The 25,545-nt window shown below is 70.7% G+C and carries 25 protein-coding genes and 2 tRNA genes; 13 read left to right on the forward strand and 14 right to left on the reverse strand.

Annotated features, from left to right (window positions below; all coding sequences use genetic code 11):
- Nucleotides 1–61 precede the first annotated feature (61 nt).
- The 4 genes from rsrA to CP970_RS14340 all read right to left on the reverse strand — a co-directional run bounded on the left by rsrA (nucleotide 62) and on the right by CP970_RS14340 (nucleotide 2,754).
- The gene (gene rsrA / locus CP970_RS14325) at nucleotides 62–370 is read right to left on the reverse strand and encodes a mycothiol system anti-sigma-R factor (RefSeq protein ID WP_055551125.1); all 309 of its coding nucleotides are present in this window, start codon (nucleotides 368–370) and stop codon (nucleotides 62–64) included.
- Nucleotides 367–1,050, reverse strand: a complete 684-nt coding sequence (locus CP970_RS14330) for a sigma-70 family RNA polymerase sigma factor (protein ID WP_055551127.1) — start codon at nucleotides 1,048–1,050, stop codon at nucleotides 367–369. Before CP970_RS14330 ends, rsrA begins: the two co-directional genes overlap by 4 nt.
- Nucleotides 1,051–1,281: 231 nt before the next feature.
- On the reverse strand, nucleotides 1,282–1,926 hold the full coding sequence (locus CP970_RS14335) for an alpha/beta hydrolase family protein (RefSeq protein WP_191094914.1): 645 nt from the start codon (nucleotides 1,924–1,926) through the stop codon (nucleotides 1,282–1,284).
- Between the two features lie 12 nt (nucleotides 1,927–1,938).
- Nucleotides 1,939–2,754 carry an SOS response-associated peptidase gene (locus CP970_RS14340; protein ID WP_055551129.1) on the reverse strand — a complete coding sequence of 272 codons (816 nt, stop codon included), beginning with the start codon at nucleotides 2,752–2,754 and terminating at the stop codon, nucleotides 1,939–1,941.
- A gap of 49 nt (nucleotides 2,755–2,803) precedes the next feature.
- On the opposite strand from CP970_RS14340, the gene CP970_RS14345 reads away from it, so the two are divergent.
- The 4 genes from CP970_RS14345 to CP970_RS14360 all read left to right on the forward strand — a co-directional run bounded on the left by CP970_RS14345 (nucleotide 2,804) and on the right by CP970_RS14360 (nucleotide 6,384).
- Nucleotides 2,804–3,526, forward strand: coding sequence for a M50 family metallopeptidase (locus CP970_RS14345; protein WP_055551131.1), 723 nt, complete (start codon nucleotides 2,804–2,806; stop codon nucleotides 3,524–3,526).
- A gap of 67 nt (nucleotides 3,527–3,593) precedes the next feature.
- Nucleotides 3,594–4,919 (forward strand): 3-phosphoshikimate 1-carboxyvinyltransferase, encoded by a 1,326-nt coding sequence (gene aroA / locus CP970_RS14350; RefSeq protein WP_055551133.1) that lies wholly within the window; start codon nucleotides 3,594–3,596, stop codon nucleotides 4,917–4,919.
- A gap of 17 nt (nucleotides 4,920–4,936) precedes the next feature.
- Entirely contained in the window at nucleotides 4,937–5,947 is a 1,011-nt protein-coding gene (rsgA, locus tag CP970_RS14355; protein WP_055551136.1) for a ribosome small subunit-dependent GTPase A, read from the forward strand.
- Nucleotides 5,948–6,060: 113 nt separating this feature from the next.
- Complete coding sequence (locus tag CP970_RS14360; protein ID WP_055551139.1) at nucleotides 6,061–6,384, forward strand: DMT family transporter; 324 nt, start codon at nucleotides 6,061–6,063, stop codon at nucleotides 6,382–6,384.
- 27 nt (nucleotides 6,385–6,411) lie between these two features.
- On the opposite strand, the gene CP970_RS14365 is transcribed toward CP970_RS14360, so the two are convergent.
- Nucleotides 6,412–7,020 (reverse strand): TetR/AcrR family transcriptional regulator, encoded by a 609-nt coding sequence (locus tag CP970_RS14365; RefSeq protein WP_055551141.1) that lies wholly within the window; start codon nucleotides 7,018–7,020, stop codon nucleotides 6,412–6,414.
- Between the two features lie 141 nt (nucleotides 7,021–7,161).
- Between CP970_RS14365 and hisN the strand changes: the two genes are divergently transcribed.
- Entirely contained in the window at nucleotides 7,162–7,962 is an 801-nt protein-coding gene (gene hisN, locus CP970_RS14370; protein WP_055551143.1) for a histidinol-phosphatase, read from the forward strand.
- A gap of 203 nt (nucleotides 7,963–8,165) precedes the next feature.
- Nucleotides 8,166–8,573 carry a CBS domain-containing protein gene (locus CP970_RS14375; RefSeq protein ID WP_055551145.1) on the forward strand — a complete coding sequence of 136 codons (408 nt, stop codon included), beginning with the start codon at nucleotides 8,166–8,168 and terminating at the stop codon, nucleotides 8,571–8,573.
- Between the two features lie 64 nt (nucleotides 8,574–8,637).
- Here CP970_RS14375 and CP970_RS14380 read toward each other — a convergent pair whose 3' ends face one another.
- Entirely contained in the window at nucleotides 8,638–10,107 is a 1,470-nt protein-coding gene (locus tag CP970_RS14380; RefSeq protein ID WP_055551147.1) for a catalase, read from the reverse strand.
- Between the two features lie 127 nt (nucleotides 10,108–10,234).
- Between CP970_RS14380 and CP970_RS14385 the strand changes: the two genes are divergently transcribed.
- From CP970_RS14385 to CP970_RS14400, 4 genes are all read left to right on the forward strand, one after another.
- Nucleotides 10,235–10,651, forward strand: coding sequence for a Fur family transcriptional regulator (locus CP970_RS14385; RefSeq protein ID WP_055551148.1), 417 nt, complete (start codon nucleotides 10,235–10,237; stop codon nucleotides 10,649–10,651).
- Between the two features lie 223 nt (nucleotides 10,652–10,874).
- Entirely contained in the window at nucleotides 10,875–11,651 is a 777-nt protein-coding gene (locus tag CP970_RS14390; RefSeq protein WP_150493372.1) for an ABC transporter ATP-binding protein, read from the forward strand.
- A complete protein-coding gene (locus CP970_RS14395; protein ID WP_055557204.1) occupies nucleotides 11,648–12,526 on the forward strand; it encodes an ABC transporter permease in 879 nt (292 codons plus the stop codon). Before CP970_RS14390 ends, CP970_RS14395 begins: the two co-directional genes overlap by 4 nt.
- 35 nt (nucleotides 12,527–12,561) lie before the next feature.
- Nucleotides 12,562–13,695, forward strand: coding sequence for an ABC transporter substrate-binding protein (locus tag CP970_RS14400; RefSeq protein WP_150494784.1), 1,134 nt, complete (start codon nucleotides 12,562–12,564; stop codon nucleotides 13,693–13,695).
- Between the two features lie 100 nt (nucleotides 13,696–13,795).
- Here the strand turns inward: CP970_RS14400 and CP970_RS14405 are convergent.
- The 4 genes from CP970_RS14405 to CP970_RS14420 all read right to left on the reverse strand — a co-directional run bounded on the left by CP970_RS14405 (nucleotide 13,796) and on the right by CP970_RS14420 (nucleotide 19,176).
- A tRNA-Met gene (locus CP970_RS14405) sits at nucleotides 13,796–13,869 on the reverse strand.
- A gap of 101 nt (nucleotides 13,870–13,970) precedes the next feature.
- Nucleotides 13,971–15,848, reverse strand: coding sequence for a tetratricopeptide repeat protein (locus tag CP970_RS14410; RefSeq protein ID WP_150493374.1), 1,878 nt, complete (start codon nucleotides 15,846–15,848; stop codon nucleotides 13,971–13,973).
- Between the two features lie 226 nt (nucleotides 15,849–16,074).
- Nucleotides 16,075–16,148: transfer RNA gene (locus tag CP970_RS14415), tRNA-Met, on the reverse strand.
- 64 nt (nucleotides 16,149–16,212) lie between these two features.
- Nucleotides 16,213–19,176: a UPF0182 family membrane protein gene (locus CP970_RS14420; protein WP_079044048.1), complete on the reverse strand. Its 2,964-nt coding sequence runs from the start codon at nucleotides 19,174–19,176 to the stop codon at nucleotides 16,213–16,215.
- A gap of 149 nt (nucleotides 19,177–19,325) precedes the next feature.
- Between CP970_RS14420 and CP970_RS14425 the strand changes: the two genes are divergently transcribed.
- Entirely contained in the window at nucleotides 19,326–19,865 is a 540-nt protein-coding gene (locus tag CP970_RS14425; RefSeq protein WP_055556433.1) for a PPA1309 family protein, read from the forward strand.
- A gap of 63 nt (nucleotides 19,866–19,928) precedes the next feature.
- Here CP970_RS14425 and CP970_RS14430 read toward each other — a convergent pair whose 3' ends face one another.
- From CP970_RS14430 to CP970_RS14440, 4 genes are all read right to left on the reverse strand, one after another.
- Nucleotides 19,929–21,014 carry a YlbL family protein gene (locus CP970_RS14430; RefSeq protein ID WP_055556430.1) on the reverse strand — a complete coding sequence of 362 codons (1,086 nt, stop codon included), beginning with the start codon at nucleotides 21,012–21,014 and terminating at the stop codon, nucleotides 19,929–19,931.
- Nucleotides 21,015–21,104: 90 nt separating this feature from the next.
- Entirely contained in the window at nucleotides 21,105–21,275 is a 171-nt protein-coding gene (locus CP970_RS44190; protein ID WP_169801310.1) for a hypothetical protein, read from the reverse strand.
- A gap of 184 nt (nucleotides 21,276–21,459) precedes the next feature.
- Nucleotides 21,460–21,921, reverse strand: coding sequence for a molybdenum cofactor biosynthesis protein MoaE (locus CP970_RS14435; RefSeq protein WP_191094915.1), 462 nt, complete (start codon nucleotides 21,919–21,921; stop codon nucleotides 21,460–21,462).
- Nucleotides 21,922–22,222: 301 nt separating this feature from the next.
- The gene (locus CP970_RS14440; RefSeq protein WP_055556429.1) at nucleotides 22,223–23,335 is read right to left on the reverse strand and encodes an SDR family oxidoreductase; all 1,113 of its coding nucleotides are present in this window, start codon (nucleotides 23,333–23,335) and stop codon (nucleotides 22,223–22,225) included.
- A 188-nt stretch (nucleotides 23,336–23,523) separates the two neighbouring features.
- On the opposite strand from CP970_RS14440, the gene CP970_RS14445 reads away from it, so the two are divergent.
- Nucleotides 23,524–24,984 (forward strand): zinc-dependent metalloprotease, encoded by a 1,461-nt coding sequence (locus CP970_RS14445; RefSeq protein WP_055556427.1) that lies wholly within the window; start codon nucleotides 23,524–23,526, stop codon nucleotides 24,982–24,984.
- On the forward strand, nucleotides 24,981–25,505 hold the full coding sequence (locus CP970_RS14450; RefSeq protein ID WP_055556425.1) for an NUDIX hydrolase: 525 nt from the start codon (nucleotides 24,981–24,983) through the stop codon (nucleotides 25,503–25,505). The genes CP970_RS14445 and CP970_RS14450 overlap by 4 nt, the downstream gene beginning before the upstream one ends.
- The last annotated feature ends 40 nt before the right edge of the window (nucleotides 25,506–25,545 follow it).

Genomic DNA, 25,545 nt, shown 5'->3' on the forward strand with positions numbered 1-25,545 from the left:
CGCGACATTCAATGTCGCGGCCCGCCCTCGTACGGTCAACTCACGCCGGTGGCACGGCGGTTCAGGCTTCGCCCGCCGCCACGTCCTGCGTGATGTCGTTCTCCGGCACGGCCTGCCCGGAGCGGATGAGGTCGATGCGCCCCATCACCTTGGCCCGCAGGTCGACCGGAACGTCGTCCTGGCCGCAGCAGCGCTTCACCAGCTTCTTGACCGCCTGCTCCAGGCCGTACTTCTCCAGGCACGGAGAGCACTCCTCGAAGTGCGTCTCGAACTTGGTGCAGTCACTGTCCGGCATCTCGTGGTCCAGGAACTCATAGAGATGGTCCAGGACTTCGGTGCAGTCAGTTTCGTGCGGCTCTCCGCAGCTCATGAGCCCGAGCCTTTCGTTCCGTTCGACTCCCCGGCACCCGCCGGGACGAGCCCGCGGTCACGGGCGTAGTCCTCCAGCATGCCGCGCAGCTGGCGACGGCCGCGGTGCAGTCGGGACATCACCGTACCGATGGGTGTCCCCATAATGTCCGCGATCTCCTTGTAGGCAAAGCCCTCTACGTCGGCCAGATAGACGGCGATGCGGAATTCCTCGGGGATGGCCTGGAGCGCCTGCTTCACGTCCGAGTCGGGCAGGTGGTCCAGTGCCTGCGACTCGGCGGAGCGCAGACCGGTGGACATGTGCGACTCCGCACGCGCCAGCTGCCAGTCCTCGATCTCCTCGGCGGCGCTGCGCTGGGGCTCGCGCTGCTTCTTGCGGTACGAGTTGATGAAGGTGTTCGTGAGGATGCGGTAGAGCCACGCCTTGAGGTTGGTGCCCTCGCGGAACTGGTGGAACGACGCGTACGCCTTCGCGTAGGTCTCCTGCACCAGGTCCTCCGCGTCCGCCGGATTGCGCGTCATGCGCAGCGCCGCCGAGTACATCTGGTCGAGGAACGTCAGCGCGTCCCGCTCGAAGCGGGCCGTGCGCTCCGCGGCCGTCTCGGACTTCGCCGAGTCCTCTCGGGGCTGCTCCGCCTGGCCGTGCTCGGCCCCTGCGTCGGTCCCAGTGACCGGACCCACCTCCTCCAACGACGTGGTGAGACCGAAAGCAGCCCCACTCGAATCGGAGGATAGACGACGATCCGCTCCGCGCGCCGCCCGAATAGGTGTGGTTTTGGGCGCGCTCAGCACCGTCCACTCCAGGTCAGACGACGTGGAGCGGTTCGGGCAGATGGTCGAACCCATGCGGCGGACTCCCTCTCGTACGAACAGCTTCGGACGGCGTCTGCCGTCTGTTCTGCACAACAGAGGTCACCCGGCCAACATTCCCGCCCAGCGGGCCACGGCGTCCGTGATGCCGTTCACTGCCTCGTCCTGCGAGATCTCCGCCCGCTTGGGCACCGCGAACCCGTGATCGCCGTACGGAACTTCCACCAGCTCGTACGTACCGTCGGGGAATTCCGCGGGCTTCCCGAACGGATCGTTGCCGCCCTGTACGACGAGGGTGGGCACTCCGGAGCCGAGCAGTTCGTCGGCGCGGGACTTCTCCGGCTTGCCCGGCGGATGCAGGGGGAAGGAGAGCGCGAGCACGGCGGCCGCGCCGAGCTCGGTCGCGGTGCGGCAGGCGACGCGGGCCCCCGCGCTGCGGCCGCCGGAGATCACCGGGAGGCCCTTCCTCACCAGCGCGGGCCAGATCCCGCGCCACCCCACGTCCAGCGTCTTCGGCGCGGGCGCCACCTTCTTGCCCGCGACCCGCCAGGGCTGCTCCACGAGGGCGACGCTCACGCCGTGCGCGGGCAGCACGGCGGCGAGGGCCTGGAGGTCACGGGCCTCGATGCCGCCGCCCGCGCCGTGGCTGACGGCGAGCACGAGGCGGGCGCTCTTCGCGGGGACGGCCGGGTGCCAGGTGATCCTCGCCGCACCGGCGTCGGTCTCAACGGTCTCGATCTTGGTCACGTGTGCAGGGTGTCAGAAGAGCGTGCCTTCTTCGGGACCCTCCAGCTCCGTCAGGAGCTCCGGGCCGTTGTTGCGGACGTTGCTGACGGCGGTGGACACCGGATAGGCGCGCAGCAGACCGTGCGGCGGCGGCTCCAGGAGCGTGCGCAGGTCGTCGGCGTCCGTGCGGGCGGGGTCGAGCCAGGCGTCCCAGCGGTCCGGGGTCAGCATCAGCGGCATCCGCGGGTGGATGTCGGCGAGCGAGCGCGGGCCGTCGTCGGGGGCGGCCGCGAGCGGCGTGGTCTCCGCCTCCGTGGTGATCACCGTGCAGGTCACCCACCAGGCGAGGGGGTGCTCGTCGGGCAGGGTCTTGTCGCGCCAGAACTCGTAGAGCCCGGCCATGGCGAAGACCGAGCCGTCGGCGGGCGTCACGAAGTAGGGCTGCTTGCGCGGCCGCTTCTTCTTGCCCTCGACCTCCAGCTGCCGCTCGTCGGGAGCGGTCACCCACTCGTAATAGCCGTCGGCGGGCAGGACGCAGCGCCGGGAGGTGAAGGCGCGGCGGTAGGACGGCTTCTCGTGGACGGTCTCCGCGCGGGCGTTGATCATCCGGGCGCCGCCCTCGGGCGTCTTGGCCCAGGAGGGCACAAGACCCCACTTCAGGGTGCGGAGCTGGCGAACCGGACGCGGGTCCGCCGCGTCTTTCACAGGACGGTCGAGGACCGCGTAGACCTCTTTGGTGGGCGCCACGTTGAAATCGGGGGCCAGGGCCTCCTCGGGCTCCCACTTCTCGATCTCGAAGACCCCCGCGAGATCCTCGGGCCTACGACTGGATGCATACCGTCCGCACATGCGTGCCAGACTGCCAGACCGCGTACGACCAGAGGGAGCAGTCCAAGCAATGGAAAGCACCGCCAACGCCAGCCCGGCCGACCTCTGGGACCGGCTCTTCGGCACCCAGGCCGCGCCCGAACAGTGGCTGGTGATCGCGGCCGGTGTCGTCGCGCTCGCCGTCGTCGTCCCGCACGGCGTCTGGCGCGTGGCCCGCAACGCGATCACCATCGCGCACGAGGGCGGCCACGGCCTGATCGCCCTGCTCACCGGACGCCGCCTGGACGGCATCCGGCTGCACTCCGACACCTCGGGCCTGACCGTCTCGCGGGGCAAACCGACCGGCATCGGCATGATCCTGACCGCGGCCGCGGGCTACACCGCGCCGCCGCTGCTCGGCCTCGGCGGCGCGGCACTGCTCTCGTCGGGGCGGATCACGGCGTTCCTGTGGATCGCCACCGCGCTGCTCATCGCGATGCTGGTGATGATCCGCAACGCGTACGGCGCCCTGACGGTGGTCGTCGCGGGCGGCGCCTTCCTGGTCGTCTCCTGGCTCGCGCCCACGGACGTGCAGGCGGCCTTCGCGTACGCGGTGGTGTGGTTCCTGCTCCTGGGCGGCGTGCGTCCCGCCTTCGAGCTGCAGTCCAAGCGCAGGCACGGCGGGGCGGGCGACTCGGACGCGGACCAGCTGTCCCGGCTGACCCACGTGCCCGCGGGGATGTGGCTCTTCCTCTTCCACGCCGTGTCCCTCTGTTCCCTGATGGGCGGCGGGCGCTGGCTGCTGGACGTCTGAGCGGGCTCCTGGCCAGCCACTAAGGAGACGTCTGAGCGGGCTCGCGGCCAGCCACTAAAGTGAGGGCATGACCGAAACTCCGGCGCACACCGCCCTCTGGCCCGCCCCGCACGCAAGCGGAGCCGTCACCGCGACGGTCCACGTCCCCGGTTCGAAATCGGTCACCAACCGCGCGCTCGTCCTCGCCGCGCTCGCCGCCGAGCCGGGCTGGCTGCGCCGCCCGCTGCGCTCGCGCGACACCCTGCTGATGGCGGGCGCACTGCGCGCCATGGGCGTCGGCATCGAGGAGGGCGTGGGCCCGGACGGCTCCGGCGAGGCCTGGCGCGTGATCCCCTCGGGCCTGCAAGGACCCGCCACGGTCGACGTGGGCAACGCGGGTACGGTCATGCGCTTCCTGCCCCCGGTCGCCGCCCTCGCCGACGGCCCGATCCGCTTCGACGGCGACCCCCGCTCGTACGAGCGCCCGCTGACCGGCGTGATCGACGCGCTTCGCGTGCTCGGCGCCCGGATCGACGACAGCACGCACGGCAGCCCCGGCGCCCTGCCGCTGACCGTGCACGGCGGCGGCGCCCTGGAGGGCGGCCGGGTCGAGATCGACGCCTCGTCCTCCTCCCAGTTCGTCAGCGCCCTGCTGCTCTCGGGCCCGCGCTTCAACCAGGGCGTCGAGGTGCGGCACGTGGGCGGCCCGCTGCCGTCCATGCCGCACATCCGGATGACCGTGGACATGCTGCGCGCGATCGGCGCCCAGGTGGACACCCCGGAGTCGGGCGGCGAGCCGAACGTGTGGCGGGTCACCCCCGGCGCCCTGCTCGGCCGCGATCTGACCGTCGAGCCCGACCTGTCGAACGCCCAGCCGTTCCTCGCCGCGGCCCTGGTCACCGGCGGCACGGTGACGATCCCGGACTGGCCCGCGCACACCACGCAGCCCGGTGACGCGCTGCGCGGGATCTTCACGGAGATGGGCGGCTCCTGCGAGCTGACCGAGCAGGGCCTGGTGTTCACCGGGAGCGGCTCCGTGCACGGCATCGACGTGGACCTGAGCGAGGTCGGCGAGCTCACCCCGGGCATCGCGGCGGTCGCGGCCCTCGCCGACTCCCCCTCGACGCTGCGCGGCGTCGCCCATCTGCGCCTGCACGAGACGGACCGCCTCGCCGCGCTCACCAAGGAGATCAACGAACTCGGCGGCGACGTCACCGAGACCGCGGACGGCCTGCACATCCGCCCCCGGCGGCTGCACGGCGGCATCTTCCACACCTACGACGACCACCGCATGGCGACCGCGGGCGCGATCATCGGCCTCGCGGTGGAGGGCGTGGAGATCGAGAACGTCGCGACGACGGCCAAGACCCTCCCGGACTTCCCCGACCTCTGGACCGGAATGCTCGGGAACTGACGGGCGGATCGACGACCATGCGCCGTTACGGCAAGAACCCCGACGAGGACGACATCCGCGTCCGCCCCAACCGCAAGGGCAACCGCCCCCGCACCCACATCAGGCCCAAGCACGAGGACGCGTCCGAAGGGATGATCCTCACCGTCGACCGCGGCCGCCTCACGGTCCTGGTCGACGACCGGATCGTGCTGGCCATGAAGGCCCGCGAGCTGGGCCGCAAGGCCGCCGTGGTGGGCGACAGGGTCGCGGTCGTCGGGGATCTGTCCGGCAAGAAGGACACCCTCGCGCGGGTCGTGCGCATCGAGGAGCGCGCGTCGGTCCTGCGCCGTACGGCGGACGACGACGACCCCTACGAGCGCGTGGTGGTGGCCAACGCCGACCAGCTCGCCATCGTCACCGCGCTCGCCGACCCCGAGCCGCGCCCGCGCCTGATCGACCGCTGTGTCGTGGCGGCGTACGACGGCGGGCTCGAACCGATCCTCGTACTGACCAAGTCGGACCTGGCACCCGCCGACAAGATCCTGGAGACGTACGCCACGCTCGACATCCCCTATGTGGTCACCAGCCGCGAGGAGTTCACCGACGGCGCCGAGCTCGCGCAGGTCCACGCGCTGCTCGACGGGCGCGTCACCGCGTTCGTCGGGCACTCCGGGGTGGGCAAGACGACGCTGGTCAACGCGCTCGTCCCGCCGGAGCGGCGGCGCACCACCGGGCACGTCAACGCGGTCACCGGCCGCGGCAGGCACACCACCACGTCCGCCCTGGCGCTCCCCCTCGCGGGCGTGGGCGGCTGGGTGATCGACACTCCGGGCGTACGGTCGTTCGGGCTCAACCACGTGGACCCCTCGCGGGTCATCCTCGCCTTCCCCGACCTGGAGCCGGGGACGGTGGACTGCCCGCGCGGCTGCAGCCACGACGAGAAGGACTGCGCTCTGGACGCCTGGGTGGCCGCCGGACACGCCGACCCGCAACGCCTCTACTCACTGCGCAGACTGCTCGCCACGCGGGAGCGACGCGACGGCGACTGATCTGCCTGTTGTTTGCGCCTCCCCGGCACAGGTAAATGCATAATCGCACCAAGCCGGATTCAAGCCAGACGAAGCGGTCGCGGATCGTCTACGGGTACGGGAGGCAGGGACACATGGCGTGGCTGCTGGTCATCGTGGCGGGGATTCTTGAGACCGGCTTCGCGGTCTGTCTGAAGCTCTCGCACGGCTTCACCCGGCTCTGGCCGACGATCGCGTTCGCCTGTTTCGCGCTCAGCAGCTTCGGCCTGCTGACGCTCGCCCTGAAGAAGCTGGACGTCGGGCCCGCCTACGCGGTCTGGACGGGCATCGGCGCGGCGGGCACCGCGATCTACGGAATGATCTTCCTCGGCGACCTGGTCTCCACGCTCAAGCTGGTCTCGATCTCCTTCGTGATCGTCGGAGTGATCGGGCTCCAGCTGTCCGGCTCCGCGCACTGAGCGGCTCCCGCTCCGTGGGCGACCCGCTCACTTGGCGCTCACCCAGCGCCCGATGGCCCCGCGGACCAGCTCCGCGGGGTCGTCGTCGCTTCCGGCGGGCGCCACGACGTACGACAGGGCGAGCCGGACCGCGCTCTCGCAGGCGAGGGCGAGCTCCGGGTCCCGTGCCGAGCGGCCCCTGCCGCCGAGCGCGAGCACCGCGCGGTCCCGCACCAGCGCGAGCAGCTCCGCCGACGTGGGCACCCCGGCGTCCGCGCGGCGCTGCGCGGGCACCGGTGACGTGGACCCCTTCGACCTGCTCGGCGCGGGAAGGCGCTCGCCCCAGCAGCCGGTGAGCGCGGCCCGCACCAGCGCGTTGCCGCGCGCGGCGCCCACCGTCCACGCGGCCACGGCGGCCAGCCGCTCCGCGGGCTCGCGCTCCTCGGCGAGCGCGCGCTCGACGCCGTGCAGATAGCCGTCCGTCTCGCGCCGCAGCAGGGCGCGGGCGAGCCCGTCCTTGCTGCCGAACTCGTTGTAGAGGGTCTGCCGGGACACCCCGGCGACGGCCGCGACGTCGACCATGCGGACGCCGGGCCACGGTCGCCTGGCGAGCGCGGTGTAGGCCGCGTCGAGTAAGGATTCCCGTGCTGCAGGCATCGTCGCCTCCCCGGGCCGCAGCGGCTCCGGTGCCAGAGTTGACGCGCTGGGGGGCACTGTCAAGAGGTCCGGCGCGAGGTGGCCGCTGGCGCGCGCCCGGGCGCTGTGGCTCGTGCTGTACGAGATCGATACTGTTCACTCATGTCCGACTACCACGATGATCTGCGTCTCGCCCATGTCCTCGCGGACGCCGCCGACGCCCAGACCATGGACCGGTTCAAGGCCCTCGACCTGAAGGTCGAGACCAAGCCGGACATGACGCCGGTGAGCGAGGCCGACAAGGCGGCCGAGGAGCTGATCCGCTCCCAGCTGCAGCGCGCGAGGCCGCGCGACGCGATCCTCGGCGAGGAGTACGGCATCGAGGGCACGGGTCCGCGCCGCTGGGTGATCGACCCGATCGACGGCACCAAGAACTACGTGCGCGGCGTCCCGGTCTGGGCCACGCTCATCTCCCTGATGGAGGCGGGCGAGGGCGGCTTCCAGCCGGTGGTCGGCGTCGTCTCCGCGCCCGCGCTCGGCCGCCGCTGGTGGGCGGCGAAGGGCGGCGGCGCCTACACGGGACGCAGCCTCACCTCGGCGACCCGGCTGCGGGTCTCCGAGGTCTCGCGGCTCTCCGACGCCTCCCTCGCGTACTCCTCCCTCTCGGGCTGGGAGGAGCAGGGCCGCCTGGACGGCTTCATGGACCTCACGCGCGCGGTCTGGCGCACCCGTGGCTACGGCGACTTCTGGCCGTACATGATGGTGGCCGAGGGGTCGGTCGACATCTGCGCCGAGCCGGAGCTCTCGCTGTGGGACATGGCGGCGACCGCGATCGTCGTGACCGAGGCGGGCGGCGACTTCACCGGCCTCGACGGCAGGCCGGGACCGCACAGCGGCAACGCGGCGGCGTCGAACGGGCTGCTCCACGACGAGCTGCTCGGCTATCTCAACCAGCGCTACTGAATCAGCGCTACGGAACCAGCGCTACTGACGCGTCCCGTACGCCCTGAACTGACCCCGCGCGCCCCCTTGCTGGGCCCCTGCGAGGCTGCGACTCTGAGAGTCCCCCCACTTGTGAACTTGTGAATCCGTTCTCCAGCAGGGAGCGGAGGCAATCCTTCGCCCACAGGGGGGCCTCGGTTTCACCAAGGAGGTGGCTCACGCCCATGCTCGTCCGCGACGCCATGAGCTCGATGGTCCTCACCATCGGCCCCACCCACACCCTCCGCCAGGCGGCCCGGCTGATGTCGGCCCGTAAGGTCGGCGCCGCCGTGGTCCTGGACCCCGACACCTGGGGCCTCGGCATTCTCACCGAGCGGGACATCCTCAACTCGCTGGCCACGGGCCAGAACCCGGACCTGGAGACCGCGGGAACGCACACCACGACAGAGATCGTCTTCGCCACCCCGGCCTGGACGCTCGAGGACGCCGCGGACGCCATGTCGCACGGCGGCTTCCGGCACCTGATCGTCATGGACCACAACGAACCGACCGGCATCGTCTCCGTACGCGACATCATCCGCTGCTGGGCGCCCGACCGGCGGGCGGCGCGCACCGCCACCCTGACGGGCTGAACACGGCGGCGGGCCGGCTCCCGTGGGAACCGGCCCGCCGCTCTTCTACGACAAGTGGTGCTGGTCAGCCGCGCAGGGCCTGGACCGCGGCGTCCAGCCGCTTGCCGAAGTCACCGTCCGCCTGACGGAAGTTGTCGATGGCGCGCTGCGCGATGTCGTCGCGCGAGACGCCCGCGATGTTGCCCGCGAGGTTCTCGATCAGCCGCGCCTTCTCGTCCTCCGACATCAGCCGGTAGAGGTCGCCCGCCTGCACGAAGTCGTTGTCCTCGGCATGCGAGGGCGTCTCGTGGTTGCCGGTGCCGCCGGAGACCGCGGTGGTCGCCCAGAGCGGCCGGTCCGTCTGGTACGGGCCGCCGAAGGAGTTGGGCTCGTAGTTCTTCGCGCCCTTGTGGCGGCCGTCGTACAGGAAGCCGTCACGGGAGTGGGTGCGCGCCTCGGTGGCGTGCGGGCGGTTCACCGGCAGGTGGTCGGCGTTGATGCCGACGCGGTAGCGGTGCGCGTCGCCGTACGCGAAGAGGCGGCCCTGCAGCATCTTGTCGGGCGAGGGGCCGATGCCCGGCACGAAGTGCGCGGGCGAGAAGATCGCCTGCTCCACCTCGGCGAAGATGTTCTCCGGGTTGCGGTTGAGCTCCAGCTTGCCGATCTCGATCGGCGGGTAGTCCGCGTGCGGCCACACCTTGGTGAGGTCGAACGGGTTGAAGCGGTACTTCGCCGCGTCGGCCGCGGGCATGATCTGCACCTGCACGGACCAGCTCGGGAAGTCACCGCGCTCGATGGCCTCGCGCAGGTCGCGCTGGTGCGAGTCGGGGTCCTTGCCCGCGAGCACCTCGGCGTCGGCGGCGGTGAGGTTCTTGATGCCCTGGTCGGTCTTGAAGTGGTACTTGACCCAGAAGACCTCGCCCGCCTCGTTGCTCCACTGGAAGGTGTGCGAGCCGAAGCCGTCCATGTGACGGTACGACGCGGGGATGCCACGGTCGCCGAAGAGCCAGGTCACCTGGTGCGTGGCCTCCGGGCTCAGGCCCCAGAAGTCCCACACGTTGTCGGCTTCCTGCGAGCCCGTGTACGGGTCGCGCTTCTGCGTGTGGATGAAGTCGGGGAACTTGATGGCGTCCCTGATGAAGAAGACCGGGGTGTTGTTGCCGACGAGGTCGTAGTTGCCCTCCTCGGTGTAGAACTTCAGCGAGAAGCCGCGCGGGTCACGCACCGCGTCGGCCGCGCCGAGGTTGCCCGCCACGGTGGAGAACCGCAGGAACGTCTCGGTCTCCTTGCCGACCTCGGAGAGGAACTTGGCGCGCGTCCACTGCGAGACGTCCCGGGTGAGCGTGAAGGTGCCGTACGCACCGGCACCGCGCGCGTGCACGATGCGCTCCGGGATCCGCTCGCGGTTGAAGTGGGCGAGCTTCTCGAGGAGCAGCTGGTCCTGGATCAGCATCGGCCCGCCGACGCCCGCGGTCTCGCTGTTCTGGTTGTCGGCGACCGGCGCTCCGGCCTCCGTGGTGAGCGGTCCCTGCGTCACGTGCGCCTCCTGCGTCATTGCCTGCGTTTCCTGTCCCTTGGCGTATGCCGGTTCCGATCCTACAATGGACATTGTCTAAGTCAAGTAAACGTCCAAAGTCACACCCGTTCGGGACTTAGGTCCCTTGCCTGTTAGGCTGGCCCTCATGAGTGACCTACTGGAACGACTGCGCGGACGCGGCTGGCGCATGACCGCCCAACGACGCGTCGTGGCCGAGGTCCTCGACGGGGAACACGTCCATCTCACGGCGGACGAAGTGCACGCCCGCGCCGTCGGCAAGCTGCCCGAGATCTCCCGGGCGACCGTCTACAACACGCTGGGCGAGCTGGTGACCCTCGGCGAGGTCCTCGAAGTCTCGACGGACCGCCGCGCCAAGCGGTACGACCCGAACGCGCACCAACCCCACCAGCACCTGGTCTGCGCCCGCTGCGGCGCGATCCGCGACGTCCACCCCACGGGCAACCCCCTGACCAGCCTCCCCGACTCCGAACGCTTCGGCTTCACGGTCGAGGGCGTGGAGGTCACCTACAAGGGCATCTGCCCGAACTGCGCGGCGGGGTAGCGCTTTTCCGTACGCTCGCGGCGGCCCCGGCACCGAAAGGTGCCGGGGCCGCCGTCGGTTTGTGGGCAGGCGTTCCGCAGGGCGGAACGGGTGGGCACAAACCGACCACGGTCCGCAGAGAACGACGAATCTCAGCCAGGGCAGACCTCTTCCAGTATCTGACGGTCCGTCATATTCTCGGCGACGCCAAGACCATCCGCCCGCCCTCCGCAAGGAGACCCCCGTGGGAGATCCGCACCCCAAACTAGAAGCCCACGCAGTAACGAGAACCTTCGGCCGAGGCACCAAGGCCGTGCACGCCCTAGGCCCCGTAGACCTCAAGATCGCCCCCGGCGAGTTCACCTGCGTAGTCGGCCCCTCCGGCTGCGGAAAGAGCACCCTCCTCCGCATAGCCGCAGGCCTACTGCGCCCCAGCAGAGGCGAGTTGACGATCCGCACAGCCGCGCAGCGACCCGCCGCGATGATCTTCCAGGACTACGGCATCTACGACTGGAAGACCGTCCAGGCCAACGTCCGCTTCGGCCTGGACATCCAGAAGGTCCCCCGCCGCGAGGCGAACACCCGCGCCACGGACTGGCTCACCCGCATGGGCCTCGCCGACTTCGCCGACGCCTACCCCGCCGCCCTCTCCGGCGGCATGCGCCAGCGCGTGGCGATCGCCCGGGCGCTGGCCGTGGAGCCCGAGATCCTGCTGATGGACGAGCCCTTCGCGGCCCTGGACGCCCAGCTCCGCACGATCCTCCAGGACGAACTCCTCGCCCTCACCCAGACCACCCGCACCACCACCCTCTTCATCACCCACAGCCTGGAAGAGGCGATCGTCCTCGGCGACCGCGTCCTGGTGATGTCCGCCCGCCCCGGCCGCATCATCGCCGAGCGCCGCCCGCCGTTCCCCCGCCCCCGCTCCGGCGAGATCCGCACCACCCCCGAATTCACCGCGCTCAAGAGCGAGTTGTGGGACCTGTTGCGCGGCGAGGTCGGCACGGAGGCGGCGGCATGAGCACGGCCACCAGGAAAGCCGCCTCCGCGGAGCGCGGCGAGGACGTCCTGGTCAGAAGGCCGGGACCACGCGAGCTGCACCCCACCCGCACCCATCGCAGACGCCGCGCGCTCGAACTGTCACTCGCCGTCGGCGTCCCCGCGGCACTGGTCCTGCTCTGGCAACTCGCCGCGGTCCAGGGCTGGATCGACGACCGCGTCTACCCCGCGCCCCAGACCATCATCGAGGACGGCTGGGGCCGGGCGGCCGACGGGGAGCTGTGGCCGGACGTCTGGGCGACACTCAAGCGCGTACTCGCCGGGTACGCGCTCGGCACCGTCGCCGGGTACGCGCTCGGCCTCCTGATGGGCTCGCTCTCCCTCGTACGCGCGGCACTGGAGCCCACGCTCGACGCGCTGTACGTCGTGCCGAAGCTGGCCCTGCTGCCCGTCTTCCTGAACATGTTCGGCCTCGGCGAGGGCCCGCAGGTCGCCCTGGTCGCCGCCACCGTCTTCTTCTTCGTCTGGATCTCCACGATGGCGGCGGTCCTCGCCGTGCCGTCGGGACACCGGGACGCGGGCCAGGTCTTCGGCGCGTCACCGTGGCAGATGTTCCGCCACGTCCTGCTGCCCGCCTCGCTCCCCGCCGTCCTCGTCGGCGCGCGGATCGCGGCCGGGGTCGCGGTCCTGGTGATCGTCGCCTCCGAGCAGATCGCGGCGGCGGACGGCCTCGGCCATCTCATCTTCGACTCGCGCGCGCTCTTCCAGAACGACGTGATGTTCGTCGGCATCGTCTGCGTCGCCGTGCTCGGCGTCGTCTTCTCCGAACTGGTCAGGATCGCGGGCCGGTTGCTCACTCCATGGGCCCCGCGCGACCGGGGCCGGAGCCAGTCATGACCCCAACTCCCGTACGCGGCATGCTCGGAGGCACCATGCGCACCCGCACCACCGCACTGACCCTGCTCACGGCGGGCTCGCTGCTCGCCGCGACGGGCTGCGCGAAGGAGGACGACGCGGCCCCCTCCACCCCCGCCAAGCCCCGCACGGTCACCTCGGTGTCCGGCTGCGGCAAGGGCAGTTGGACCGATCCCGCCGACCTGGACCCCGACCGCGCACCGGCCCGCTGTTCCCCGAAGGCGCCCGCCCCCAGGCCCCTGCCCAAGGAGCGCAGCCTGACGATCGCCACCGGCACCTTGAGCGCCGAGTACGTGGCACCGCTCCAAATGGCCGTGGACAAGGGCGAGTTCAAGAAGGAGGGCCTCAACGTCCACCTGAAGGTCCTGCCCACCCCCGACGCCCTCCCCCTGCTCGCCAAGGGCGACATCGACGCCCAGTGGGCGGCCCCCGAGGCCGCCGTGATGAACGGCATCACCAGCGGCTTCGACATCAAGTGGACCGCGGGGAACTTCTCGCCCGCCGCCGCCTCCAAGAGCGGCCTGTGGGTGAAGCTGAGGAAGAACGAGACGGCGGCCCACGTGCCGATGGCGGGCCGCAAGCTCGGCACGCTGATCGGCAAGGGCTCCGTCATCGCGTACCCCATGGACAAGACCCTGAAGAAGCACGGCGGCGGCCTCGACGAGGTTCAGTTCCAGCAGCTCGGCTCCGCGGACGTCCTCACGGCCCTGCAGAACGGCGGCACCGACTCGGCCTGGCTGCTCGACCCGGTGTGGCGCAAGGTCGACGGCGACAAGCAGTACGCGTTCCTGGGCGGCCAGCCCCGGGGCGAGCCCCTGGGCGGACTGCTCTTCGGCCCGAACCTGCTGACCAAGGACCCGGACGCGGGCGTCGCGTTGCTGCGCGCCTACATCAGGACGGTCAACACGTACTTCGCGGGCGACTACAAGCGGGACCCCGCCTTCGTCGGCGAGCTGGCGAAGCTCCTGAAGACGGACGAGGCGGTCCTGAAGTCGACCCCGTCGCTCCACATGGACTGGGAGATCCGCGCGGGCACCACGGACCGCCTCCAGGACGCGTACCGCGCGGCGGGCGTCTCGGAGGGCGCCAAGATCCCCGAGACGAAGGTGGTGAACCGCAAGCTGTACGCGGAGGCGGTGGGCCACAAATGACGAGCCCCACGTGACAGGCCCCGCGTGACAGGCCACAGATAGCGGGCCGGAAATGAATCGAGGGCCGGAAGCCAATTGGCTTCCGGCCCTCGACCGTCAGTAGCGGGGACAGGATTTGAACCTGCGACCTCTGGGTTATGAGCCCAGCGAGCTACCGAGCTGCTCCACCCCGCGTCGGTAAACCCAACTCTACGTCAGGCCCCCGACCAGCGCAAATCCGTTCCCATTCGCCCCGCCCGCCCGCGAGTCGCCGCCCCCGAGTCACCGTCCGCGCGTCACGCGGTCAGCTCCTGGTGGAGCGCCTCCTTGAGCCGGGCGGCCCGCTCCGCGACCTCCGCGGGCCCGAGCTCGACGGCGCGCGAGGCCCACCGCTGTCCCTGCGCCAGCTGCCCGCGCCGGGCGTACAGGAGGGCGAGCCTGAGCGCCGCCCGTCCGTGCCCCGCGTCCGCGGCCCGCGTCCACCAGAGCGCGGCCTCCGGCTCGCTGCCCTCCCTGGCGAGCAGCAGCCCGAGGTTGAACGCGCCGTTCCGGCTCCCGGCCTCCGCCGCGAGCCGGTACCACCGCGCGGCCTCGACGACATCGCCACGCCCCGCGGCCAGCATCCCGACCCGGACCTGGGCGCGCCGGTGCCCCAGCTCGGCGGCCCGCTCGTACCACTCCTCGCACTCGGTCTTCTCCGCCGCGGGCTCGCCGAGGACCGGCGGCCCGACGGACGGGCTCCGCGCGTCGAGCACGGTGCCGAGCCGGTACGCCGCCTCCGCGCTGCCGCCGCCCGCCGCGCACCGCAGATGCCGCTCGGCGTCCTGCTCGTCGCCCTCGCGCAGCCGCGCCGTGCCCACCTGGAGCGCGGCGTCGGTGTGCCCGGCCGCCGCCGCGCGCTCGTACCAGCGCAGGGCGGCCGCCTCGTCGTCCCTGCTCGCGTAGAGGATCCCGAGGTTGAACGCGGCGTCGACGCTGCCCGCCTCGGCCGCCTTGGAGAACCACGGCTCGGCCCCGGCGGCGTCGCCGTGCTGCAGCAGCAGCACGGCGAGCGCGTTGGCGGCCTCGCGGTGCCCGGCGTACGCGGCTCGGCGGTACCACTGGTCGGCCTGCGCGGTGCGCCCCTGCTCGGCGCAGAGCAGGCCGAGGTTGTACGCGCCGTTCACGTCGCCCGCGTCCATCGCCGCGCGGTACCACCGCTCGGCGGTCTGGGTCTCGCCCCGCTCCGCGTGGAGCGCGCCGAGCGCGTTCGCCGCGTTCCCGTCGCCGTCCTGCGCGGCCTTGAGCCACCACACGGCGGCGCTCTCCTCGTCGCCCGCGTCCCGCAGCAGGAAGCCGAGCGCGCAGGCCGCCCTGGACTCCCCGTCCTTGGCGGAGTTCAGGTACCAGCGCCCGGCCTCCTTGAGGTCGCCGCGCTGCTCCAGGATCGCGCCGAGGTGCAGTGCGGCCCGTCGGTGGCCGCGCGCGGCCGCCTGGCGGTACCACTGCTCGGCCTCGTCGGCGGGCGACGGCGCGCCGTCCCCGGCCCGGCCCGCCTGTCCGGCCCGCCCTGCCTGCCTCGCCTGTCCGGACCGCCCGCCGCGCTCGGCGCCCCGCTCGCCGCGCTCGGCGCCTTCCGCGTCGGCACGCCGGTCCAGCGCGCGCGCGAGCCGGTAGGCGGCCTCACGGTGCCCCCGCTCGGCGGCGGTCCGCATCCAGCGCTCGGCCCCGACGTCACCGCGGTGCTCCAGGAGATCGGCGAGCGCGTACGCCCCCAGGGTGTGGCCCTGCTCGGCGGACTGCCGCAGCCAGTACTCGGCGGCGGGCTCGTCGCCGCGCTCGCGGTGGTGCCGCCCGAGCGCGTGCGCCGCCGCAGCGGACCCCGCGACCGCGGCGACCCGCCACCAGCCGGCCGCCTCTTCGGCGTATCCGCGCTGGTGGAGAAGGACCCCGAGATTGTTCGCCGCGGCGCGGTCGCCCTCGGCGGTCGCCGCGCGCAGCATCGATTCGGCCCCGTCGAGGTCACCGCGGCGCAGCAGCAGGCTTCCGAGCACACTCATCGCGTCGACGTCCCCGGCCTCGGCGGCCAGCCGATGACGCATTTCTTCGGCCGCCGCCCCGGGATCCTCCCGGTCGGCCGGCTGCGCAAACCGCCCCGTCTCCAACAGAGTTGCCTTGTCCCCCATAACGTCCATCGTCGCACCACCTGCAACCTGGGTACACCTGGTATACCGCAGCCAGTGAGGTCACTTCAGCGTTTTGTCGACATGCCCACAGAGAGATAAGTGAAACACAGATCCCCCAACTCTCCCCCGACAGAGCACCGTTCGCATTTCTTGGCATAGGACACCCGCACACGACCGGCACCACGACACACGACGAAGGCCCGGATCCGTAAGGATCCGGGCCTTCACCTTGCAGTAGCGGGGACAGGATTTGAACCTGCGACCTCTGGGTTATGAGCCCAGCGAGCTACCGAGCTGCTCCACCCCGCGCCGTTGTGTTCAAACCGTACCACGGCGCGAGGTGGAGCTTTTACCGCCCGGTTCCACCGCCCGGTCAGTCGGCCTTGTCGGCCCCTGGGTCCTTGGCTCCCTTGTCGGCCGCCTGATCGCCGTTCTTGCCGGCGTTCTTGTCGGCGCCCTTGTCAGAGCCCTTGTCGCTCTTCTTCGCGGCCTTCGCCGAGGCGTCCTCGGCCCGCTGCAGCGCCTCCTGGAGGCGGTCCTGCGCCTCGCCGTACGCCTTCCAGTCGTTGTCCTTCATGGCGCTCTCGCCGTCCTCGAACGCCTTCTGGGCGTCGTCGAGGGCGTCCTGGACCGTCGGGTCGTTCGTCGACGGCGGCTTGGTGGTGTCGCCCCCGTCGTCGGCCGGTGGCTTGGTGCCGCCGTCGGCCCCGAAGACCTGGTCGAGGCCGTCCTTCAGGGAGTCCGCGAAGGCCGTCTCCGTGCCGTACGACACGGCCACCTTCTTCAGGAGGGGATACGCCGACTTGCGTCCCTGTACGTAGACGGGTTCGACGTACAGGAAGCCGTCGTCCAGTGGCACGGTCAGCAGATTGCCGTAGAGGACGTCGGAGTCGGCGCCCTTCATGTCCCGGACGAAGTTGCCGACCTCCGCCATGGAGTTCAGCTTGTTCTGCACCTGTTCAGGGCCGTCGACGTCGCCGCCCACTCTCAGCAGCTGCATCTTGCCGTAGTTCTCGCTTCTGGCATCGGCGTCGACCGACATGAAGGCCCGTAGGTTCGGCCGCTCGTTCGGAGTGAACGTCGTCGTCAGTGAGAACTGCTGCTGCGTCTGGCCCGGCGACTTCATGGACAGGTAGTACGGCGGGACCGCGCTGTCGTCCTTCTTCGTCGGGTCGTTCGGCACCTGCCAGGCGTCACTCGCGTTGTAGAACTGGCCGGCGTCCGTGACGTGGTACTTCGTGAGCAGTTCGCGCTGCACCTTGAACATGTCCTGCGGGTAGCGCAGGTGGTCCATCAGCTTCGGCGGGATCTCGCTCTTGTCCTTGACCGTGCCCGGGAACGCCTTCTTCCAGGTCTTCAGGACCGGGTCCTTCTCGTCCCAGGTGTAGAGCTTGACGTCACCGGTGTACGCGTCGACGGTCGCCTTCACCGAGTTCCGGATGTAGTTGACCTGGTTCTGCTGGGCGATCACCGTGCGCTGGCTGTCGGCCTGCGACAGCGAGTCCGCGGTGGAGTCGCCGAGCGTGGTGCGCGACGCGTACGGATAGCCGTTGCTGGTCGTGTAGGCGTCCACGACCCACTGGATGCGGCCGTCGACCACCGTCGGATAGACGTCACCGTCGATCGTCAGCCAGGGCGCGACCGCCTCCACGCGCTCCTTGGGCGTGCGGTTGTAGAGGATCCGCGAGCCCTCGCCGATCGCTCCGGAGTACAGGATCTGCGGCTCTCCGAAGGACACCGCGTACGCGGCGCGGTTGATCGGGTTGGAGAGGTTGACCCCGCTCTTGCCCTTGTAGCTGTAGGTCTTCTGACCCCCGCCGTCCTCTTCGTAGTCGAGCTCCTTCTGGGGCCCGCCGACGATGGAGTACTGCGAGGTCTTCTCGCCGTAGTAGATCCGCTGCTCGTACTCACCGAGGCTGCCGTTGGTGGGCAGTCCTGACTCGGTGAACGCCGGGGCGCCCTTGGAGCCCTTCTTGGTCTCCGTGCCCTTGGCCGCGACCATGCCGTAGCCATGGGTGTAGGCGAAGTGGTCGTTGATCCAGTTCCGCTTGTCGAGCTTGTTCACGTTGAGCTCGCGCAGGCCGACGATGGTGTCCTGGCCGTTGTAGCGGTCCACGTCCAGCGTCTTGGGGAACTGGTAGTAGCTGCGCTCCTGCTCCAGCTGCTGGAACGTCGGCGAGACGATGTTCGGGTCGTTGAGGCGGTAGTTGGCCGCCGTGTCGGCGTCCTCACGCTTCTTCTTGGCGCCCGCGTCGACCTTGCCCTCGCCCTTGAAGGACTCGGGCTTCACTCCGCTGATGCCGTAGGCGTTGCGGGTCGCCTCGATGTTCTTCTCGATGTACGGCGCTTCCTTGGCCTGCTCGTTCGGCTGGACCTGGAACTTCTGGACGATCGCGGGGTAGAGCCCGCCGATGAGGATCGCCGAGAGCACCATCAGGCCGAAGCCGATGACCGGCAGCTGCCAGGTGCGCCGCCACAGGGTGGCGAAGAAGAGCAGGGCGCAGATGACGGCGATGCAGAACAGGATCGTCTTCGCCGGCAGGTAGGCGTTGGCGTCGACGTACTTCAGTCCCGTCCAGTTGTCCGTCGCCTTGAAGTCACTGGACTTCACCGCGAGGCCGTACCGGTCGAGCCAGTACGCGATGGCCTTGAGCGAGACGAAGACGCCGAGCAGCACCGAGAGGTGGCCCGTCGCCGCCGCTGTCGCGCGCGCCCCGGGGCTGGTGATCCGCAGCCCGCCGTACAGGTAGTGCGTCAGGGCGGCGGCGACCAGCGAGAGCACCGCGGCCGCGAAGCCGAAGCCGAGCAGGAAGCGGTACCAGGGCAGGTCGAACGCGAAGAAGGACACGTCCATGTGGAACTGGGGGTCCTTCTGGCCGAAGGGCACCCCATTGACCCAAAGGAGCCAGGTGCGCCACTGCCCCGCGGCGGACGCGCCCGCGATCAGGCCCACCAGGGCGGTGATCCCGATCAGCAGCCACTTCTTGTACGGGGCGATGCCCATGCGGTACCGGTCGAGGCTCTGCTGCTCCATCGACATGGCACTCAGCGGCGGGCGCAGCCGGTGCGCCAGCCAGATGTTCACTCCGACGGCGGCCGCCATGAGCAGGCCGAAGACGAAGAAGAGACCGATCTTGGTCCACAGGGTCGTGGTGAAGACCGATGAATAGTGGACCGAGCGGTACCACAGCCAGTCCGTCCAGAACCCCGCGAACATGACGAAGGCCATGGCCAGCACGGCCAGGACGCCCAATGTCATGAGCAGGGTCCGGACCCGCCGGGAGGGCCGGCCCACTCTGATCCGTGGCCCCGTCGGGCCTCCGCCGCGGTCCGGCATCTGGAAAGCCAAGGTGCGCACCTCGAAGTTCGCTGTTGATTCTCTGTTGGTCCGTCAGGCCCCCGGAGATCGCGGACCCACACCTATGCAACTTACCTACGCTTTACTCGGTTCCCGTTTCGCGGGACTAACGAGGCAGGATTGTGACCATGTCCAACACTCCCATGGCAGCGAGTCCCCTCACCCGGGCCGTACTCGAGATCGACGAGTACGTATCCGGCCTCGGCTGGGACCGGCCCGCACGCCTCTTCGCGCTCGTCGACACGGCGCGACTGCGCACCCAAGAACCCGGCCTCGCCTCCCAGCTCGGCCTCGACGACGGCGTGGAACACGCCGGATTCACCCCCATCGAGCAGGAGGAGATCCCCGCGGCCAAGCCGCTGGACGAATTCCTCGGCACCATCGCCTGGCCGGACTCCGTGACCGGCTGCGCCCTCACGGTGGAGCGGCTGATGCTGCCGCCGTCCGCGGAGACGTCCGTCCCCGAGGGGCTGAGCGAGGCTCAGCTCGCCAAGTGGGTGGCCGAGCACCCGGACCGCCAGGAGGTCCGCATGACGGTCGCGGTGCTCCGTGACGGCGCCCGTGAGTCGGCGCTGCGGCTGCGCCAGAAGGACTCGCCGACCGAGGTCCTCACCGGTTCGGACCTGGTGCCGGGTCTGGCGGACGCGCTGGCGGCGACGTTCGCGTAGCGGTCCCCTGGTTCGTCGCGCACGCGGGTGGGTCTCCCCCCACCCGCGTGCACTTCTACGCTTCTACTTCGCGGTGCACTTGGGCAGGTCGGCGGTGTGGCCCTTGCGGAGGTCCTCGAGGGACTTCACGGCGTCGTCGATGGTGTCCACCTTGATGAGGGTGAGCCCGTCGGGAACGTCCTTCGCGGCGGTCGCGCAGTTGTCCTTCGGCGTGAGGAAGTACTCGGCGCCCTTCTCGCGCGCGCCGACCGTCTTCATCTCGATGCCGCCGATCGGTCCGACCTTGCCGTCGTCCTCGATGGTGCCGGTGCCTGCCACGAACTTGCCGCCGGTGAGGTCCTCCGGAGTCAGCTTGTCGACGATGCCGAGCGCGAACATCAGACCGGCGCTCGGCCCGCCGACGTCGGCCAGCTTGATGTCGATGGTGAACGGGAAGGTGTGGTCGGTCCCTGCCTTGATGCCGACGACCGCGCGGCCGTCCTTCGCCTTCTCCGTGGTCATCTTGATGTCCTCGGTACTGGTCGGCTCCTTGCCCGCCTTCTCGGCGGCGGCCGCCTCCTTGACCGGGACCACGGTGAAGACGACGTCCTCGCCCGCCTTGTGCTTGGTGACGAGCTTGGCCACGTCCGGCCACTCCTTCACGGGCGCGCCGTCGACCTTCTTGATGACGTCGCCCGCGTGCAGCTTGCCCTCCGCGGGGCTGTCCTTGAAGACGGTGGTGGCGACGACCTGCGACTTCACCGGGATGTCCAGCTCCTTGAGTGCCGCCACCTTGGCGCTCTCCTGGGACTGACTGAATTCCTCGGCGTTCTCCTGGGAGGACTGCTGCTCGGTCTTGCCGTCCGGGTAGAGCGTGTCGTGCGGCACCACGATGTTGTCGTGGGCCAGCCAGCCGTACACGGCCTCGGCGAGGTTCATCTTGTAGTCGGCGCTGGTGACCCTGACCGTCGTCATGTTGAGATTGCCGGTCGTGGGATAGGTCTTGCGCCCGGAGATCTGCAGCACCGGCTCGCCGTCGTGGTCACCGAGGGTGTTCACCGTGGGCCCCGGGGACATCTCCGAGTAGGGCACCTTGATGAGCACTCCCGCGCAGAGCAGCGCGATCAGCATCAGGGTGGACGCGAGCATCGTCGTGGTGCGGCGTGGCATGGAACGACAGTACGGGACGGGCCTGTCAGCGCACCCCTGGGGCCGGTCCGTACGGGGAATTCACCGGATGGCGCGGGACGCGGTGACGGCTCAGGTGCCGGAGTGCGACTTCTCCATGGCCTCGCGGAACGCCGCGTAGCCGTTGAGCTCGGTGACGTCGCCGGTCCGTCCCGACTTGCGGTTGCGGGCGGCCCAGCTGCCCCACAGACCCGCGCCGACCGCGGCGAGAAGCGGAATCAGCAACCAGGCGAGCGATGCCACGTCGACCTCCCGACCCCATGAGCGACCACCACTGACAGATCAGCAGATTAACCATCCGCATGGTCAACGCTCACGGCAGGGGTCCGGTTACGCAACCGGAGTCACCCGCACCCATCGCGCACCAGCAGCCTCAACAGGCGCCGACCCGCCCTCCCGTCGCCCGACCACCGCCCCTCAACGAGCGCTACGCGCCCACCCATTCATCCTTGCCATCCGAGAACCGCTGGTGCTTCCAGATCGGCACCTCGTGCTTCAGGTCGTCGATCAGCTTGCGGCAGGCGGCGAAGGCCTCGGCGCGGTGCGGGCAGGAGACGGCCACGATCACCGCGAGGTCGCCGACGGCCAGATCACCGACGCGGTGGACGGCGGCCAGCGCGCGCACCGGATATTCGGCGACGACCTTCTCGGCCACCCGGCGCATCTCGGCCTCGGCGGTGGGGTGCGTCGAATAGCCGAGCTCGTCGACGTCCGCGCCGCCATCGTGGTTGCGGACCGTCCCCACGAAGAGCGCCGTGCCGCCCGCGGCGTCGTCACCCGCGGCCCGGAAGACCTCGTCCAAGGAGAGCGGGGTCTCGCGGATCGCGAGGAGGCGGATCGGGTCCTGTGCGGCCTGCTCGCCGGGGTGGTCCATCGTGGTGCGTGCCATGCGGCCATGGTGCCGCACTGCGCGCCCGACACGGAATAGACCTTTCGACCGGCACGCGCGCGTGCCGGGTTGGAGTTCCCTACAGGGCTGTGCTGGACGGGGAGCTCCCGCCGTGGGCAATCGTGCCGCTGGGGCGGCACGGGTGGGCACGGCACCCCGTCGCCGAGTGGCGCTCGCGGGGGCATGGAGCACGGCACCCCGGCGCCGAGGAGCGGTGGAGAGGGCAGGAGGCACGGCCCCCGTCCGCCGAGGAGCGTAAGCGGGGCACCAGCCACGGGAAGGGCCAGCCCCACCCGCCGCCTCAGATGCGCCGCCGCGCCTTCCGCGCCCTGCGGACCACCGCCGCCGCACCGAGCAGCGCCACCGTCGCACCCGCGGCCCCCGCCGCAGTCGCGTCCTTGCGGCCGAGGCGGCGCCCGGCGACCGTACGCCGTCCCGAGACCTCTTCGAGCAGCTCCGCGAGGACCTCCTCGTTGGTCCACTGCGGCCGCCACCCGGCGTCGTGCAGCCCGCTGACGCTGACCACCCAGGGGTACATCGTGTACGCGAGGTCACCGGCCGGGGACGGAGTGAGACCGATGCGGTGCAGCCGGGCGGCGGCTCCGAGCGCGACCGCCGACGGCAGCTCCATGCGCCGGATCCCGCTGAGCTCCTCGACCTCCTCCTGCTCCAGCCAGCCGTCGCAGCCGACGGCGAGCTCGCCGTCGACCTTCTCCAGGACGGCGTACTCCAGAGCGCTGCACAGGTCCTCGACGTGGCAGAACTGCCAGGCGGGCCGCGAACCGGCCACGACGAGAAGGCGGGGCGACTCGAAGTAGCGGGTCAGGGCCGTGTCCGTGCCGCCGACCAGGGTCGCGGGGCGTACGACGGTGACATTGAGGCCGGGGTGCGCGCGGGGCGCCCTGCGGGCGAGCCGCTCGACCTCCAGGAGGTCCCCGACGCCGGTCGCCTCGGCGGTGGCGCGCAATTCGGCGTCTTCGGAGAGGGGCAGTTCGTTGTCGGGCAGCGCTCCGTAGACCATCGCCGACGTGCAGAGCACCACACGGTGCACGCCCGCGGCCGCGGCCGCCGTGAGGACGGTCTGGGTGCCGCGCACGTTGTAGGCGGTGCGGGCCGCGCCGTCGGTCTCCAGGTCGAGGTCGAGCGCCAGGTGCACCACGACGTCGGCGCCGCGCAGCTTCTCGGCGATCGCCGGATCCCGGACGTCCAGAATGTGCCACTGAGCCTGCGAGCAGTCGCCGCGGCGCTCGTCGATGGCGATGACCTGCTTGATCTCCTCCGAGGCCGCGAGGCGCTCGGTCAGCAGCGCGCCCACCCCCGAGGCGGCGCCGGTGACGGCGACCACGGGCCCGCGGACAGGCGACGGGGTTGAGGGGTTTCGCGCTGCGCGAACCTGTGGATCTGGGGAACTCACCGGGCGTCTCCAGCGGTTGTCTTCAGTACGTACGCGAATGACGCGTACGTACCAGGTGGCATCCATCCTGCCGCAGGCCATGAGTCGGCGAAGCACCGAGGCCCGATCCCGTCACGGTGTCTACGCTGGGTGGTGTTGTAGCGCCGCCGCCGGAACGATACCGGCGGCCTGACGAGCCGAGGAATCCCGTGAGTGACACCCCATTCGGATTCGGCCTTCCGCCGGAGGAGCCGGAAGACGGCGACGAGGGCAAGAAGAAGGAATCCCCTGGACAGGGACAGGGCGGGGGACAAGGCGGCGGACAGGGCGCCGGTGGCCCCGCGAACCCGTTCGGTTTCGGGTTCCCCGGAGCGGGCGGCCCCGGCGGCCCCGGCGGCGGTGACAATCCGTTCGCCGCGATGTTCGGTTCGATGAATCCGAACGACCTGGGTGCCGCCTTCCAGCAGCTCGGCCAGATGCTCTCGTACGAGGGCGGCCCGGTGAACTGGGACATGGCCAAGGACATCGCCCGCCAGACCGTGTCCCAGGGCACGGCGGACGGCACCAAGGACGCCAGCGTCGGACCCGCCGAGCGCTCCGCCGTCGAGGAGGCCGTGCGCCTGGCCGACCTGTGGCTGGACGACGCGACGTCGCTGCCCTCCGGATCCGGCACGGCCGTGGCGTGGAGCCGCGCCGAGTGGGTCGAGGCGACCCTGCCGGTGTGGAAGGAGCTCGTCGATCCGGTCGCCGAGCGCGTCGGCCTGGCCATGGGCGATGTGCTGCCCGAGGAGATGCAGGCCATGGCGGGCCCGCTGATCGGCATGATGCGCTCCATGGGCGGCGCCATGTTCGGCCAGCAGATCGGCCAGGCCGTGGGCGTGCTCGCGGGCGAGGTCGTCGGCTCCACCGACATCGGCCTGCCGCTCGGCCCGTCCGGCAAGGCCGCGCTCCTGCCGGTGAACGTCGAGGCCTTCGGCAAGGACCTGGGCATCGACAAGAACGAGGTGCGGCTCTACCTGGCGCTGCGCGAGGCCGCCCACCAGCGGCTCTTCGCCCACGTCCCGTGGCTGCGCTCGCACCTGTTCGGCGCGGTCGAGGGATACGCGCGCGGCATCAAGGTCGACACCTCCAAGCTGGAGGACGTGGTCGGCCAGCTCGACCCGCAGAATCCGGAGCAGCTGCAGGAAGCGCTCCAGCAGGGCATGTTCCAGCCGGAGGACACCCCGGCGCAGAAGGCCGCCCTGGCCCGCCTGGAGACGGCTCTCGCGCTCGTCGAGGGCTGGGTGGACGCAGTGGTGCACGCCGCCGCCAAGCCGCGTCTCTCCTCCGCCGACGCCCTGCGCGAGACGCTGCGCCGCCGCCGTGCCACGGGTGGCCCCGCCGAGCAGACGTTCGCCACGCTGATCGGTCTCGAACTGCGCCCGCGCCGTCTGCGGGACGCCTCGCGTCTGTGGGCCTCGCTCACGGACGCGCGCGGCGTCGACGGCCGCGACGGCCTCTGGGAGCACCCGGACATGCTGCCGACGGCCTCCGACCTGGACGACCCCGACGGCTTCGTGCACCACGAGCAGCTGGACTTCTCCGAGCTGGACAAGATGCTCGGCGAGGCGGCCAAGGGCGACGACGAGGGCGACAAGGGCGACAAGGGCACCGAGGACGGCGGTAAGTGAGCCTGTACGACGACGCCGTCCTCGTCCTGAAGGGGTACGAAGAGCAGGCCGAGCTGCGCCAGGCCTATCTGGACCACTTGTCCACGCACGGCGAGGACGGCATGTGGAAGCCCTGCACCGCGGGGCACATCACGGCGAGCGCCCTGGTCGTCGACCCCTCGCGCGGGCGCGTGCTGCTGACCCTGCACAAGAAGCTGCGGATGTGGCTCCAGATGGGCGGCCACTGCGAGCCGGGTGACACGACGCTGGCCGAGGCCGCGCTGCGCGAGGCGACCGAGGAGTCCGGCGTACCGGGCCTCACGCTCGTCGCGGGCGGCCCCATCCGCCTGGACAGGCACCCGATCCCGGGCCCGTGCACCCAGCACCTCGACGTCCAGTACGCGGCGCTCGCCCCCTCCGACGCGGTGGAGGCGATCAGCGACGAGTCCCTGGACCTGCGCTGGTTCGCGTACGACGAGGTGGCGGATGTGGCGGACGACTCGGTCGTACGACTGGTAGAGGCAACAAGGGCGCGCCTGTAGGTATGTGCCCCTGAAAGGGGCGCGGGGAACTGCGCGACCA

It is taken from the genome of Streptomyces kanamyceticus (assembly GCF_008704495.1).
Lineage (GTDB): Bacteria > Actinomycetota > Actinomycetes > Streptomycetales > Streptomycetaceae > Streptomyces > Streptomyces kanamyceticus.

Excerpts from the sequence above, each read along its gene's own strand:
- CP970_RS14420 (WP_079044048.1), bottom strand. The coding sequence starts at position 19,176 with ATGCCGGACCGCGGCGGAGGCCCGACGGGGCCACGGATCAGAGTGGGC.
- CP970_RS14425 (WP_055556433.1), top strand. The coding sequence starts at position 19,326 with ATGTCCAACACTCCCATGGCAGCGAGTCCCCTCACCCGGGCCGTACTC.
- CP970_RS14380 (WP_055551147.1), bottom strand. The coding sequence starts at position 10,107 with ATGACGCAGGAGGCGCACGTGACGCAGGGACCGCTCACCACGGAGGCC.
- CP970_RS14410 (WP_150493374.1), bottom strand. The coding sequence starts at position 15,848 with ATGGACGTTATGGGGGACAAGGCAACTCTGTTGGAGACGGGGCGGTTT.
- CP970_RS14385 (WP_055551148.1), top strand. The coding sequence starts at position 10,235 with ATGAGTGACCTACTGGAACGACTGCGCGGACGCGGCTGGCGCATGACC.
- CP970_RS14400 (WP_150494784.1), top strand. The coding sequence starts at position 12,562 with ATGCGCACCCGCACCACCGCACTGACCCTGCTCACGGCGGGCTCGCTG.
- CP970_RS14345 (WP_055551131.1), top strand. The coding sequence starts at position 2,804 with ATGGAAAGCACCGCCAACGCCAGCCCGGCCGACCTCTGGGACCGGCTC.
- rsrA (WP_055551125.1), bottom strand. The coding sequence starts at position 370 with ATGAGCTGCGGAGAGCCGCACGAAACTGACTGCACCGAAGTCCTGGAC.
- CP970_RS14375 (WP_055551145.1), top strand. The coding sequence starts at position 8,166 with ATGCTCGTCCGCGACGCCATGAGCTCGATGGTCCTCACCATCGGCCCC.
- CP970_RS14360 (WP_055551139.1), top strand. The coding sequence starts at position 6,061 with ATGGCGTGGCTGCTGGTCATCGTGGCGGGGATTCTTGAGACCGGCTTC.
- aroA (WP_055551133.1), top strand. The coding sequence starts at position 3,594 with ATGACCGAAACTCCGGCGCACACCGCCCTCTGGCCCGCCCCGCACGCA.
- rsgA (WP_055551136.1), top strand. The coding sequence starts at position 4,937 with ATGCGCCGTTACGGCAAGAACCCCGACGAGGACGACATCCGCGTCCGC.
- CP970_RS14340 (WP_055551129.1), bottom strand. The coding sequence starts at position 2,754 with ATGTGCGGACGGTATGCATCCAGTCGTAGGCCCGAGGATCTCGCGGGG.
- CP970_RS14430 (WP_055556430.1), bottom strand. The coding sequence starts at position 21,014 with ATGCCACGCCGCACCACGACGATGCTCGCGTCCACCCTGATGCTGATC.
- CP970_RS14395 (WP_055557204.1), top strand. The coding sequence starts at position 11,648 with ATGAGCACGGCCACCAGGAAAGCCGCCTCCGCGGAGCGCGGCGAGGAC.
- CP970_RS14435 (WP_191094915.1), bottom strand. The coding sequence starts at position 21,921 with ATGGCACGCACCACGATGGACCACCCCGGCGAGCAGGCCGCACAGGAC.
- hisN (WP_055551143.1), top strand. The coding sequence starts at position 7,162 with ATGTCCGACTACCACGATGATCTGCGTCTCGCCCATGTCCTCGCGGAC.
- CP970_RS14365 (WP_055551141.1), bottom strand. The coding sequence starts at position 7,020 with ATGCCTGCAGCACGGGAATCCTTACTCGACGCGGCCTACACCGCGCTC.